12 protein-coding genes are annotated in these 13334 nt (G+C 41.7%); 3 read left to right on the top strand and 9 right to left on the bottom strand.

Annotated features, from left to right (window positions below; all coding sequences use genetic code 11):
- Positions 1-63: 63 nt before the first annotated feature.
- Positions 64-936 (bottom strand): carbohydrate ABC transporter permease, encoded by an 873-nt coding sequence (locus PPA03S_RS05260; protein ID WP_062320544.1) that lies wholly within the window; start codon positions 934-936, stop codon positions 64-66.
- Positions 937-951: 15 nt separating this feature from the next.
- Positions 952-1809, bottom strand: coding sequence for an ABC transporter permease (locus tag PPA03S_RS05265; protein WP_411835359.1), 858 nt, complete (start codon positions 1807-1809; stop codon positions 952-954).
- 274 nt (positions 1810-2083) lie between these two features.
- On the opposite strand from PPA03S_RS05265, the gene PPA03S_RS05270 reads away from it, so the two are divergent.
- From PPA03S_RS05270 to PPA03S_RS05280, 3 genes are all read left to right on the top strand, one after another.
- Positions 2084-3859, top strand: a complete 1776-nt coding sequence (locus PPA03S_RS05270) for a cache domain-containing sensor histidine kinase (RefSeq protein ID WP_062320548.1) — start codon at positions 2084-2086, stop codon at positions 3857-3859.
- 283 nt (positions 3860-4142) lie between these two features.
- Positions 4143-5750, top strand: a complete 1608-nt coding sequence (locus tag PPA03S_RS05275) for a response regulator transcription factor (RefSeq protein WP_062320550.1) — start codon at positions 4143-4145, stop codon at positions 5748-5750.
- 108 nt (positions 5751-5858) lie between these two features.
- The gene (locus PPA03S_RS05280) at positions 5859-7541 is read left to right on the top strand and encodes a type 2 periplasmic-binding domain-containing protein (protein WP_062320552.1); all 1683 of its coding nucleotides are present in this window, start codon (positions 5859-5861) and stop codon (positions 7539-7541) included.
- Positions 7542-7645: 104 nt separating this feature from the next.
- Here the strand turns inward: PPA03S_RS05280 and PPA03S_RS05285 are convergent, their stop codons facing one another.
- From PPA03S_RS05285 to PPA03S_RS05315, 7 genes are all read right to left on the bottom strand, one after another.
- Positions 7646-7972 (bottom strand): hypothetical protein, encoded by a 327-nt coding sequence (locus tag PPA03S_RS05285; RefSeq protein ID WP_062320554.1) that lies wholly within the window; start codon positions 7970-7972, stop codon positions 7646-7648.
- A gap of 36 nt (positions 7973-8008) precedes the next feature.
- A complete protein-coding gene (locus PPA03S_RS05290; protein ID WP_062320556.1) occupies positions 8009-8194 on the bottom strand; it encodes a hypothetical protein in 186 nt (61 codons plus the stop codon).
- Positions 8195-8573: 379 nt separating this feature from the next.
- A complete protein-coding gene (locus PPA03S_RS05295) occupies positions 8574-9128 on the bottom strand; it encodes a hypothetical protein (RefSeq protein WP_062320559.1) in 555 nt (184 codons plus the stop codon).
- A 423-nt stretch (positions 9129-9551) separates the two neighbouring features.
- The gene (locus PPA03S_RS05300) at positions 9552-10286 is read right to left on the bottom strand and encodes a DUF4145 domain-containing protein (RefSeq protein WP_062320560.1); all 735 of its coding nucleotides are present in this window, start codon (positions 10284-10286) and stop codon (positions 9552-9554) included.
- Between the two features lie 203 nt (positions 10287-10489).
- Positions 10490-11416 (bottom strand): bacteriophage abortive infection AbiH family protein, encoded by a 927-nt coding sequence (locus PPA03S_RS05305; protein ID WP_062320562.1) that lies wholly within the window; start codon positions 11414-11416, stop codon positions 10490-10492.
- 197 nt (positions 11417-11613) lie between these two features.
- Entirely contained in the window at positions 11614-12309 is a 696-nt protein-coding gene (locus PPA03S_RS05310; protein ID WP_062320564.1) for a hypothetical protein, read from the bottom strand.
- A gap of 230 nt (positions 12310-12539) precedes the next feature.
- Positions 12540-13229 carry a Cthe_2314 family HEPN domain-containing protein gene (locus tag PPA03S_RS05315; RefSeq protein ID WP_062320566.1) on the bottom strand — a complete coding sequence of 230 codons (690 nt, stop codon included), beginning with the start codon at positions 13227-13229 and terminating at the stop codon, positions 12540-12542.
- Between the last annotated feature and the right edge of the window lie 105 nt (positions 13230-13334).

The following is a 13334-nucleotide window of genomic DNA, read 5'->3' on the forward strand; positions in this document are numbered from 1 at the left end:
CCCCAGTTCAGCAACTCCTTTTTCGTAATCCTATTCTTTATTGATACGTAGGGCAGTACATCCCTACTCCTTCACAGCCCCAACCACGATCCCGGTTACAAAGTACCGTTGCAGGAACGGATACACGAGCAGGATCGGTAGCGCACTGATGAAGATCTGTGAAGCCCGAATCGTCCGCTGGGAAAGATTGGCGACGAGTTCCGGGTCAAGCTTCGACATGTCGGCCTGCACAATGATGGTCTGCATGAAGGTTGCCAGTGGCAGCTTCTCCGCATCCCGCATGTAAATAATCCCGTCAAAATACGCGTTCCAATGACCAACCATCATGAACAGGGAAACTGTTGCAATAACGGGAATGGAGACCGGCAGATAAATTTTAATAAACGTCTGCAAGTGTCCTGCACCATCAATAAAGGCGGCTTCTTCCAGATCTTTCGGAACGGTACGGAAGAAATTCAGCAGAAGAATGATGTTGAACACAGCAACCAGTCCTGGCAGGATCAAGGCCAGCAACGTGTTCATCAGGCCGAGCTTCAGAATCAGGATATATCCCGGAATGAGGCCACCGCTGAATAACATCGTGATCACAAAATACCAGAGATAGATGTTCCGTGCACGGAATACGCGCGTCTCCTTGGAGAGTGCATACGCGGCAATCGTATTGACGATTAACGCAAGTCCTGTACCCAGCACCGTCCGCTGGACGGACACCCACAAGGAAGATAGAAAGTTGGTATTCGCAAACGTCTTCGTGTACGCTTCTAATGTAAAACCAATCGGCCAGAGTGTAACCAGCCCGGCATTGGCAGGTGCAGATGCGCTAAGCGATACCATGAGCAAATGATATAACGGCAGCAGACAGAGCAGCGAAAGGATGGTCAGGAACACATTGTTGAATATGCTGAATATGCGATAAGGCATTGTTTTATGGTACATCTGTCGTCATCCTTTCTAGAAAATTCTGTACCCTGCGAATCGGTAAGCCAGTCGATAGGAGATCACAATCAGGATCAGGCTGATCACCGACTTGAACAGATTCACAGCGGTAGCGAAGCTGAACTGCCCACTAAGCAGACCTTCTCTATACACAAACGTATCAATAATATCTCCTTGTTGGAAAATCAACGGACTATATAAGTTAAAGATCTGGTCAAAGTTGGCGTTGAGCACATTACCCAGTGCCAGAGTGGCAATTACGATGCCAATCGGAATCAGTGCCGGGATGGTAATAAACATTGTTTGTTTCCAGCGTCCCGCCCCATCCACTTCAGCCGCTTCATACAGCGCCGGATTAATACCGGACAATGCCGCGAGGAAGATGATTGTATTAAATCCAAATTCCTTCCAGACATCACTCGCAATAACCGTGAATCGGAACCAGCTGCCATCGCCCAGGAAGAAAATCGGCTTAATGCCGAACACCGAGGTCAGGAACTGATTGACGATGCCCGTCTGGGCCAGAATATCGATCAGAATGCCTGATAACGTTACCCATGATAGAAAGTGGGGAAGATACACGAGCGTCTGAATCGTTCTTTTCAACGCCATCTTCCGTACCTCATTGAGCAATAAGGCGAAGACAAACGGAATGATCAAGTTCATGACGATCTTGGAGCAGGCAAAGAACAACGTGTTCCACGTAATTTGCAAGAAGTAATCATTTTCCCACATGTATCTGAAATGCTTCAATCCGACCCATTCGGAATCGAAAAAACCCAGTGCAGGTTTATAGTCTTGAAATGCCATCAAAATCCCGGACATCGGAATATACGAAAAAATAAAGACCATAATGGCCGCTGGCAGCACCATAAAGTGCAGAATCCATGGTTGTTTATAGCGTTTTTTTGTTTTTCTGTTCGGCTTGCTCCCAATGTCCGCCTGAGGTACCCGGTTAGCTTCCATATTAGCCTCCATAGCGCGCTCCTGTTCCCAAAAAAAGTTTTTGTGTGTAATGGGGATCTCTGCTATAAATAGTATCAGGCATTTCTCAGGTCTGACTATATAACATTGTTAGGCTTGATAGTGTTTTGTTAGGAATATCATCGGAAGAGATTGTTCATACACGTATTTAAAGGAGACATTTATGAATATATGGAAGCGCTTAATATCATTGGAGAAAACGACAAGATCCCGGTTTAGTCTGTTTGCCAAAATAAACTGTTTAATTGTAGTTCTGTTCATCCCCATTATTATCATGTATACCTATTCGAACAACGTCACTTATGATGTTGTAAGCAAAGAGCTGCAGGTCTCCAATACGAAGCAGCTCACGTTTTTGTCCAGTCAGATCGATTCCCGTATTAATCAGATGATGGATTTCAGTATCATTCTTTCAAGAGATCCCAATGTCAGAGCATTTAATGGTTTGAACATATGGAATGATCGTTACGACAAGATGCAGACCCGATATGTCATTCAGGAAAAGCTGATGCTTCAAGCCGGGGTTACCGATATATGGCCTACCCGATATGCTGTGCATTCCCAGCAGAATCAAGACGTCATTGCCAACTACAAGGGACTATCCGGGTATGATGAAGATTACCTGAAAAGAAATATGAGCGGAAAATGGACATACGGTGATGGTGCTGAGTCAGAAGAGGAAATGAAATCCTTTTACTGGTTCTTTACGGATTCCTTGGCCCAGCCAGGAATGTTGACGGGAAGTAATCTGGTGATTGAAGCCAGCTTCAGTTATGAGAACATTCAGAACATGCTGGATACGTATAAGGAAGGTGGACAAGGTGATCCCTTCTTTTATCACAAAGGAAATTCGCCCATCCTGAACCGCAGTGCAGACAAGCAGCTGTCCGAAGAACTCATTCGTTATCTGGATGAACACTCGTCAGAGGATACCACCCAGGATGTCGTCCAGCTGAACGGGAAGAAATATCTGGTGAGCTCGGTGAAGTCCTCCTATCTGGATTGGCATTTGGTTGATGTGGTACCACTCTATCAGATTCTGCAGCCGATCTCGCTCAGTCGGAACTTGTTCTATCTCTTTATGATTCTGCTGTTTGTAGTGGGCATTTCCGCTTCGATCCTGTTATATCGAAACATTCAATATCCGATCAAAAAGCTGATCCAGGGCTTACGCCGCGTGCAGCGCGGAGATTATTCGGTACGTCTGCATAGCAAGGATCAGAATGAATTCTCGTTTTTGTTCCATCGATTCAATGATATGTCCCATCAGATTCAAGACCTGATCGAGAACGTGTTCCAGGAAAAGATCCGAGCCAAGGAAGCTACACTGAAACAGTTACAGGCGCAGATCAATCCTCATTTTCTATATAACTGTCTTGGCTATATCATCAACATGGCCCAGATGAAGGACGAGCAAGCCGTCGTCTCCATGGCGCATAACCTCAGTGCCTACTATCGCTATACGACACGAGTGGAACGGGAGACATCTCCCCTGAAGGAAGAGATTAATCTGCTCATCAACTATTTGGATATCCAGAAGCTGCGCAATGGACGAATTGAATATCACATCGATATCCCTGAAGATATGCTCGCCCAGTCCGTACCGCGATTAATGCTTCAACCCATTGTGGAGAATTCGGTCATTCACGGCGTCGCGAAGTCATATTCATCCGGTGAAATTCGAATTACTGGCGAGAGCTCGGATGGGTTCTGTAAAATTTACATCGATGACGACGGACCCGGCATGAGCCCGGATCAGCTGGAGGCTTTGAATCTTAAAATGCAGCAGCCGCTGCAGGAGGAAATGGGCTGTGGCCTATGGAATACGAATCAGCGGATCATGCACCTGTACGGCAATCAGTCCTACCTTCTATTCGGCCCCTCCCCTCTCGGCGGATTCCGAACCGAAATGATCTGGGAGATCCCGAAAGAGGAATAACGTTACACACTTCGCCTTTATTACAAATTCAACCTTTATATAAGGTCTTGTTTTAAAATAAAGGGTAAACTTTACGTGAACTACAGCGAAGGGTTGAAGGGATTCTGGAGAAGCGAAGCGCTCGCCTTTATCCCCGAATTTTCCCTTTAAATAAGGGATTCCAAAAAATCTGGGGATAACAGCGATCGAAAGAACCCTTCTCGAATCCGTAGCGACCTCGTTCACTAGAAGCATCCATTGATTTTAATATTAAGACTTATATACCACCAAGGAGACAAACAACATGCAAATGATCATCGTAGACGATGAAGCACACTGGGTAGATAACCTTTCCATGACCAAGCCTTGGCATACGCTGGGGATCGAACAGGTGCACAAAGCATATTCGGCACACGAAGCACTTCAACTGATCGATACCCACCCTATCGATATTGTGATCTCGGATATTCAGATGCCTGAAATGACAGGTATTGAACTGATCGAACGGATCAGAGTCCGTGACAAAAAAATAAAATGTATTCTTTTATCGGGACATTCCGAATTTGATTATGCCAAAAAAGCCATCCAGTTCGAGGCTGTGGACTATCTGCTGAAGCCACCGACAGATGACGAATTAATGGGTGCCGTTCAGAAGGCCATCGATCAATTAAATAACGAATGGGAACTCGTCAGCTCACTAAAACGAACCCAATTTACCCTTCGGGAGAATTTGCCGCATCTACGGGGGCGACTGCTCCTTGAAGCTTTGCAGGGACATCGAATTGCCTCCAGCGAATGGGCACGGAAACTTGCCAATTACGATCTGCCCTTCCACGCCGGGGACTGTGCGTTAATGCTTGTACGTATGGAAGAAGAATTCGGCCAATATGACAATAATGATCAAACCTTGCTCGAATATGCGGTCATCAATATGGCGGAAGAGATTATGGGTGAGTTTATGGAAGTGTGGGGCGTGAAGGAGGAGCATGGATATCTGGTGTTTCTGCTTCAACTGAAAGAGAACGATACCGACATTGGAAAAGAAACCATACTGGAGAAGCTTTCCGTACAACTTCAGTCCAAAGTTAAGCAGTTCCTGAAGGGTTCCCTCTCCATTGTCATCACCGAGTGGTTCGCGTTTCCCGATCAGCTATATGATCGTTTTCGGCAGGCCTCTGCTTATTTCCGGCAAATTGTCGGCGACGAGCGTGAATTCGTTATGCGGGTCAGTGACGTAGAGAATCCGACAGCGCAAGGTCCGCTGGATGTCCTGTATACCCCACCCACTTTCATCCATCTGTTAGAGAGTGGTCAATGGGATGCGGCAGAAGAAAAAATACTAGCCGTCTGTGCGGAGCTGGATGAGAAATGGTCGGAATCGTGGGAGCATTGTATGGAAGCTGGTTTTTTAATTACGGCTTCGTTCACCAATCTCGCACACCGTAACAGACTGACGTTGACCAACTTAATGGGTGACGATATCGAGTGGCTGCAGAGCGGAGAAGCTTTTACCACCATCAGTAAACTGCGCAAATGGTCGCTCAGTGTGCTTGGCAAACTCAAGGAAGGCACCTCCAACGAGATAAAGGACATCCGTTCGGAGTACGTCAGGAAGATTCAGGAGTTTACGGATAAAAACCTGCATTTGGATGTTTCTTTGCGAGTACTGGCCGACCATGTTAATCTTCATCCGACCCATTTGTCCAAGATCTATAAAATTGAAACCGGAGAAGGTATCAGTGATTATATCTCGCGCCTGCGCATGGATCGGGCCTGTCACAAGCTCGTAACGACCACCAAAAAAGTATATGAAATCAGCATGGAGATTGGCTATATGGACCCAGCTTATTTTATCAAAGTGTTCAAGCGTCAATTCGGCGTCACGCCACAAGAATATCGGGATCAACATTAAACAACATAATAGAGTCCTATCGAAACTAACAAACTCATATAGATGCCCTCCCGCCCAAATTGGTACAGTTACACTTGTAAAGATCATACATCGTAGGGGGATTGAACAATGATCAAATTCAAAACATGGTGGTCACTGCTCATGGTTATCGCACTCATCACGATCACTGCGTGCGGCGGTGGCGATACAGCCAGTGACAATGGTACCAAAGATGATACACCGGCGACCGTCGGTTCAGCTGAAGCAGAAGCTGCTTTTGCCAAAGGTAAATACGACCCACCCATCGAATTCAGTTCGGTTTTGATGCCGAAGAAATACGTTCAAGGGGATACCAAAGAAAATAACGTTCACGATCGCTGGATGCTGGAAACGCTGGGTATGAAGCATAAAGATACCTGGTATCCGGCCAATGACGATCAATACAGACAAAAGCTGCAGCTGGCTATCGCCTCTGGCGAGAAGCTGCCTGATTTCGTAACTGTACCAACGAACGCAGTACTCACCAATCAACTGATCGACTCCGGTCAATTCATCGCCATCGATGAGTTGTTCGACAAGTATGCGAATAAAACGCTCAAGGACCATGCGGCCGCGCATCCCGAGCTGTGGTACCCGTTCACCAAGGACGGCAAGAAATACAATATGCCAATCATGGAGTATACCGATAATGACGATACCCTGCTCTGGCTTAGAGAAGACTGGATGGAGAAGCTGAACCTCGAAGCTCCGAAGACCATCGCAGACCTTGAGAACATCATGGACAAATTCAAGAACGAGAACCCGGATGGCCTGTCCCCGGATAAAGTGTTCCCACTGGCGATCTCGCTGAAAAATAGCACCAATACCTGGATGGGTCAGCTCGACTGGTTATTCGGTGCATACGGCACAATCCAGGAACAATGGAACAAAGATGCCAATGGTAATCTGGAGTATGGCTCTGTTAATCCCGGAGCAAAACAAGCCCTTGCCAAGCTGAGTGAATGGATGGATAAAGGATATATCCATACCGACTCCGCCCTGTGGGACGAAGGTAAAGCCGCCGAGAGCTGGACCGCTGGCAAAGCGGGCATCCTGCCTGGAGCGAACTGGGTACCCGACTGGCCTGCACCCGATCTGCTCAAGAACGTACCTGGCGCGAAATACAAAGCCTACCCCGTTCCTGCTGGCCCAGACGGCAAAATCGGCACGAAGTGGCAGAACTCTGGCGTCAACGCCAGTATCATGATCAACAAAGATGCGAAGCATCCGGAAGCGATTTTCCTGTACTACAACTACCTGCTCGATAACCTGGCGAACCCGGCTGCGGGCAGTCCATATGAGTACGGCTTTGCCAAAGGATACGACTGGGATATCATTGACGGTAAACCGACCAGTGACAAAGAGAAGATCAAAGACTTCTCCAACGAATTCCCGTTCCTGACCGGCCCGGCCCGTATTCCGGATCTGTACATGAAGACACTTGTAAAACTGGCTAACGGCGAGAAGCCCGAAACGCCTTACGAGAAACAAATGGCCGAGTTCCGCAAACCCGAAAACTGGGCCGCTGCCAAAGTCGTGATGTCACAGATCGACATTCGTAAGCAAAACTACTTTACTGGCGCTGCAACGCCAACCATGGTATCCAAATGGAACCTGCTCCGCCAGTCCGAGATGGAAACCTTCAACAAAATCATTTACGGCCAACTGCCGATTGATGCCTTTGACCAATTCGTTGCCAACTGGAAATCCAATGGCGGAGATCAGATCACCCAAGAAGTGAATGATTGGTTTAAGTCGGTAAGTGCGAAGTAAGATTGGGATTTTGGAAAAGTAGAGAGTTAAAAACCAGCCGAAGAGTGTAACTTACCGCTTCGGCTGGTTTTATTTAGATAGAGATTAAGGTCGCTTCCCCTGACTTATGGGTTCGCGTTAATGGTTTGATCAGCCTTTGCATTTGTCTCCTCAAACATCGACTGGCCCAATAAGGAAACTGTGAGCTGAATGCCGTCCCTCAGTCCTTGCATGTACAAGCGCTCATTCTCTATCCCTTTGGTGACAATGTATCGGCTCTCCCACTCAGCATATTTAGATGTCTGCTCCATATCCTTGCCAGCAAACAATCCTTCGAACGCTTCATCGGTTTCCTCACGTACACGACTCAGTTCAGGATCATGTTCAATTAGAGCAGACACCTCATCCAGCCTTGCCTGAATCGCTTGTTGCATCCACGGTGGAAAATCCATAGCTTCTCCTCCCCTACGCATTATGTACTTCGCTCATCACCGTACCAATCGGCTATGTCTTGTTTTCATTTCACTTACTTGTGCCACCAGTTCATCCACCCTGCGACTCTGTTCCTGAACTGCAGGATTGTCCCACAACGGTATCGCTTGCTTCAAGGATGCCTCACCAAGCTGATCAAGCTTGCGCCGTTCCTCTTCCAATAAGTCAAGCAACCGGCTCATACACGCACCTCTCTAATGGGTCTAAACTGCACTAGATGTTAGCAGTCATTTTAATGCATTAATCTTTTCAGAATGAAGTATATTTTCTCATTTCGTACTAATTGTACAAGAAAATATTAGTATTTAAATGCGAATTCCGAATTAAAATAAACAATTGATTAATTTCCTTAACAGCGACAAAACGCTTCTGTTGTCCAAGTATTATTTTTTCTCCTAACACAGTCTCTTTTGACCCCATAAGAGCAATTATTCTCTAAAAAGATCTGCATTATCGACATCAATACGGCTGCACTAAATTAATCTTTACACCATCAAGGAAAAGATACTCCATAGCGTGAAAATATCGTTATATCAAGCACAAAGCTAATTGAATACAGTACTACTTATTTTTGTTTTCTGTTGTTCTCTTTCTTATTTTCAAATGTTTCTTACCATCTCTTAAAATTTTATATTCAAATACATCATCTTTTTTTAATATTAATTGGAATCTGCCCTCTGTTTCATAATCAAAATTAGAGAGGAGTATTCTTTCAGCATCTAATGACTTTATTATATATATTTTTCCATATTTTGAATGATTAATGTAATGTTTTTTTGAGTTCATAATCGCCAGAGTATATATAAGATAAATAATATAAGCCACTAAAAATCCAAGCATTAATCCACTAGAGAGTATTTGCAGCATTGCGTTACTGTCGTTTTTATAATTCGATATCTTATCACCTGTATATTGCTCTAAAAAACTTAATATAAATACTGAACAAAATAAAGTTAATATAACGAATTGCGTAATATGTAGTATAATCTTTTGCTCATCAACTAATATTTGTTTTTCTATTTTTGGTTTTTTTATTAATGATACTCCTTTGATAATTGCAATTAATATTGCTACTATAGAAGTGAAGGTTAACGTTTCAGCGAAAATATTTTGCATTTAATATACTCCTCTTTATGTTCTTTAGTTTACAGGGCTTATGTTGAAGCGAGAATATTATATTAGATGACGTAATTACCAATACCTTTTCTGATTTTAATAACCACTTTGAAAATTCTTCAAGTTTGCTTTTACATGAATTAGAGAATGTAGGCTTCTTAGTAGGTTAAAAATAAGTTTCATAGGTAAGATTCCCTACCTCATCCTCTTCTATTGCCGGTAAGGCAAGCACAAAAAATCGTTATTCACTTTCCCATAACATTCCCGTATTCAGATTTCCTGACGAATGCCAGGTGTGTCTGGTTGGCTTCTGCTTACCCGAGATCCCACTGCCGGACGGTGGTCATATGCCTAATGTGTGAATATAATAATAGGAGAATTTACTTAAGTTACATACTTATTTAGAATCTTATCTAGATTAAACTACGTAGAGGTGATTTGATATTTATCTAAATCATAAATATCTTCAAGTACTTTCTCAATTATTCCAATACTATCCTTTACTGTTTTTTTAGTTGGAGTTTTTATTTCATGGGCCGCTGAATTTCCAACGTCTCGAACTTTTTGAAGAATCAATGCATGCTTCCAAAGAATATAGTCTTTCTGATAAAGCCCATAGATCCTACCTTCAAGACTTTGAGATCTACATTCTGTCATTCTGTCTTTTTGTAACCTTGGAACTTTATTGTCATCAAACAATGTGCCGTCAGTTACACCAACTTGTTTGCATATAGCTTCAATGAGGGTTCGTAAACCAAATGCACAAAGTAAGTAGTATTTTAAGTTGTAGACATAAATTATTTGATTGTACAATTCTAGAATGTCCTCCGGAAGCTTTTCAAAATCTTTTGCATTTAGCTGTAGTGTAGGGAATGTCAGGATAGAATCCTCCGTTTTAGGCTTCTCTGGATATACAGTAACCTCTGTACAATATTCTCTCTCCCCAAGATGATTCTCTTCCCACATGTCCTCATCACCATACTCTTTGATGAAAGCAACAGTATCACATCCCATACACTGTGCAATATAGTAGCTTTCCGCCCATTGAGTATCTTCATCAATTCCAGATTTCCTCTTGTATGGTTCTATAACCGAAGTATGATTTCTAACTCCATTACAATAGCTGCAATATACTTTTGCAATAATAGTTTCACCCATATTATCAACCTCCATTTAATATTGTAAATAAAAATTGAAAGCGAAAATCTTAAACTCTTGGCAATTTCACCTAACCTTCCTGTATTCAGGACTCAGCGTATGCTGAGTATCCGGCGAATGCCGATCCAAGAGCAAATCCCAGCAGCGTGAATATTATGTTATATGACGTACTTGCCTCAAGTGTTGAATTATTTAATATTCCGTTAAGGTTTTTTTAAATTGAAAAATTTTGAAGTGTCTAATGCTATAATATTTTCTTCATTTACCCCTAAAGATTTTATTTTCTCTACGAATATACTCATATCTTGTGGATAGTAGCAGTATATATTCCAAATAGTATTTTCTTCTGTACTCTCTTTAATTTCGTTAAAGTATGGCATATCAACGCCACCAAGTGAGGTTCCAATAATGTGAATTCGAGTAACTTTTGAAAGTTTCTGAAAAAAATGCTGATTAAATGCTATGATTGGGCTTACATCTTTTAAAGTTCTCGTATAATAGTTTGAGATAGCCCTGTAAATACTTTCTTCTTTCTCATAGAATTTATTTGCCGCTTCTATTGCTAGTCTCTTCATGTTTTTAATCTTTTCAGAATTACCATGCCCAATTATCGGTCTATCATCTAATTCATTCAGAGACCCATGTATATGTAATATTCTTCCTGAATCTACTCTATAAACATCTTCTAGTACGGACGTATAATTAAACGTAAGGTAAAGGTCATCACAGTCCTCTTTTATTAGTTGTGTCTTTCTATCTACAACAATATTAATATTTGAAACCCATTCATAGAGGTAATTCTGTAACTCTTCAATAAAACCATATTCCTGTTCCCAGTATGCATCCAATGTATCCAATATACCAACATCCCCTGATTCTAGATCCAATTCAATTGATGTGCCGCTATCTACCAATATCTCTTCTCTAATTTCAGATAAGTTGTTCTCAAAGTCTATCCACAGATAATCTTCTGCTGGATTTTTATCACCGTCTGAATAAAATCCATATAATTCTTCAAACCTAGAAAGAAAACTCCATGATTTCCCCTCTATGTAACTTCTAAAATCAGTGTATCTTGTACTTAGTCCATGAGCGATATCAAAGCCATTTCCTATAACAAATAGTTGCATGTTTTGTTCTCCTCTGATTGTTTTAATTTCCCTTTAATTCATGTATGTCATATAACGCTCCTGTATTCACGAACCCTGTAGGGGTTGTCTGCATACAATCGCTTCCCCCGAATTAATCTACTAGCAGACTCAGAGCCAAAAGGCCCACAGCGTGAGAATTATATAAATGGAGTAATTGCCTCCCTCGAATAATTACATCATTTTTTTTGTTTAATCCACTCGTTTACTAATAAACAAATTAAAGATTTTGCTTCTGTTATATACATCGGTTCTTTAGGAGGTTCATAATCTAATGCATGTCTTGCTTCCATTCCAATTGCCTTATAGCTGTTAGCAGTCCTAGTAAATCTCTTAAGATTCTCTGAAGAAATTGAAGAAAAAGATTTTACATCAGCATCTTTAGCTATTACTTCAAAAATTTTATATAATCCTACCCAACTTTCATCATCGTACGATATCAATTTTATTACTTTATCAATTACCTCATGTTTTTCACACAGCTCTAACAAATCAGGTACAGAATCAGCAGGATTAGAAATTACAATTGCTTCGTCAGCTTTTATTATTTGCGGAATTGCCGTCATACTTGAAGAACCAGAAAGCTCCGCGCTCATAAAGAAAGTCCGTCCTCCATAATCATTTAGAAGATAAATATCCGATACAGTAATTTTCCTGTGCGCTCCCAACACTAACTTTGTCACACCATCGATTAGTTTCACTAGATTGTCTACTTTTTTTGAAACATCTTTATAGTCATTAATAGAAGAGATATCTGATGATTTTAATCGATATTCACCTTCTTCTTTGAAAATTGTTAGCTTTTCGGTATTAAGTGACTTTGAAAGTTCATAAAGTTCCTTTTCATCTCCAGCTAAACATATAACCCACTTCATAGTGCCCCTCATTTCATTTTCACAATAATTACACCTAACGTTTCCGTACCTACGAATCCGAGAGGCTTAAGGAAGCATCGCGACCGGGTCCGAGGGACTTAGCTTCGCAGGGTTGTGAGCTGAAATCACCCCTGCTTACCGCTTCATGCAAACCAAGAGCCGAACGGCCCCCAGCGTAGATACTTTGTTAAGAAATGTCATCGACCTCGTCGAAATACTGAAATAATCTTTTAGTTTTTAATCACTTCAATACTGCGCTTTAATAATTCTAATACTGATTTAATATTCTCATACACCACTGATGAGCTAAAATATTCATGTACATACTCTATCACGACACCATTGTCATCTATTCTTCGTACTAATCCTGGCATGTTCGGAGAGTAATTATGAGTTATGTGGTTCCTATAAGTATTCGCATTAATAAATTCAATATTGCTCATAATTTCAGACAGCTTTAGGAACATATCATCATCTTTACCTTTTAGTTGCCTAACCACTTTCTTAAATTCAATTTTCTTAATCCCTAAATTATACTGAATATTAAGTATGTGCCCTACTACTTCCCAACATGAAAATACTTTAAAATAAAAGACATCCGAGTAGTAATCAAACTTTTCTTTATTTCCAAAATGATGTGGTTCAAAATCTTTAAAGATTCCGTTATTATCTCTCTTTTCAGTCTCATCAGGTATTCCTAGTTGATAATAAAAAGTTAATAAAATATAACTTTCTACAAGTGATCTAAATCTCTGTATTAACAATAATCCATATGAGTTAATTATCGGACTATCAAATATATCAATTGCACCAAGATTGTTGTTATAAAAGCTAGAAGATGAAAAATCAAATCCTACAAATGGGCTATTATTAGTAATCTCCTTCCATTCTTCTTCGTTAGGATATCTGATATATTTCATATTTTTCCTGCTTTCTTAATGATTTCTCATAGTGTTCCTGTATTCATCAACCTCGAAGGGGTTGTCTGCCGAAATGCGTCTCCGAAAAATCCATCTAGCAGACCA

It is taken from the genome of Paenibacillus pabuli NBRC 13638, from assembly GCF_001514495.1.
Classification (GTDB): Bacteria; Bacillota; Bacilli; order Paenibacillales; family Paenibacillaceae; genus Paenibacillus; species Paenibacillus pabuli.

Coding starts and splice junctions, on each gene's coding strand:
- PPA03S_RS05300 (WP_062320560.1), bottom strand. CDS start 10,286: ATGGGTGAAACTATTATTGCAAAAGTATATTGCAGCTATTGTAATGGA.
- PPA03S_RS05315 (WP_062320566.1), bottom strand. CDS start 13,229: ATGAAATATATCAGATATCCTAACGAAGAAGAATGGAAGGAGATTACT.
- PPA03S_RS05260 (WP_062320544.1), bottom strand. CDS start 936: ATGTACCATAAAACAATGCCTTATCGCATATTCAGCATATTCAACAAT.
- PPA03S_RS05275 (WP_062320550.1), top strand. CDS start 4,143: ATGCAAATGATCATCGTAGACGATGAAGCACACTGGGTAGATAACCTT.
- PPA03S_RS05290 (WP_062320556.1), bottom strand. CDS start 8,194: ATGAGCCGGTTGCTTGACTTATTGGAAGAGGAACGGCGCAAGCTTGAT.
- PPA03S_RS05310 (WP_062320564.1), bottom strand. CDS start 12,309: ATGAAGTGGGTTATATGTTTAGCTGGAGATGAAAAGGAACTTTATGAA.
- PPA03S_RS05295 (WP_062320559.1), bottom strand. CDS start 9,128: ATGCAAAATATTTTCGCTGAAACGTTAACCTTCACTTCTATAGTAGCA.
- PPA03S_RS05270 (WP_062320548.1), top strand. CDS start 2,084: ATGAATATATGGAAGCGCTTAATATCATTGGAGAAAACGACAAGATCC.
- PPA03S_RS05280 (WP_062320552.1), top strand. CDS start 5,859: ATGATCAAATTCAAAACATGGTGGTCACTGCTCATGGTTATCGCACTC.
- PPA03S_RS05265 (WP_411835359.1), bottom strand. CDS start 1,809: ATGGTGCTGCCAGCGGCCATTATGGTCTTTATTTTTTCGTATATTCCG.
- PPA03S_RS05305 (WP_062320562.1), bottom strand. CDS start 11,416: ATGCAACTATTTGTTATAGGAAATGGCTTTGATATCGCTCATGGACTA.
- PPA03S_RS05285 (WP_062320554.1), bottom strand. CDS start 7,972: ATGGATTTTCCACCGTGGATGCAACAAGCGATTCAGGCAAGGCTGGAT.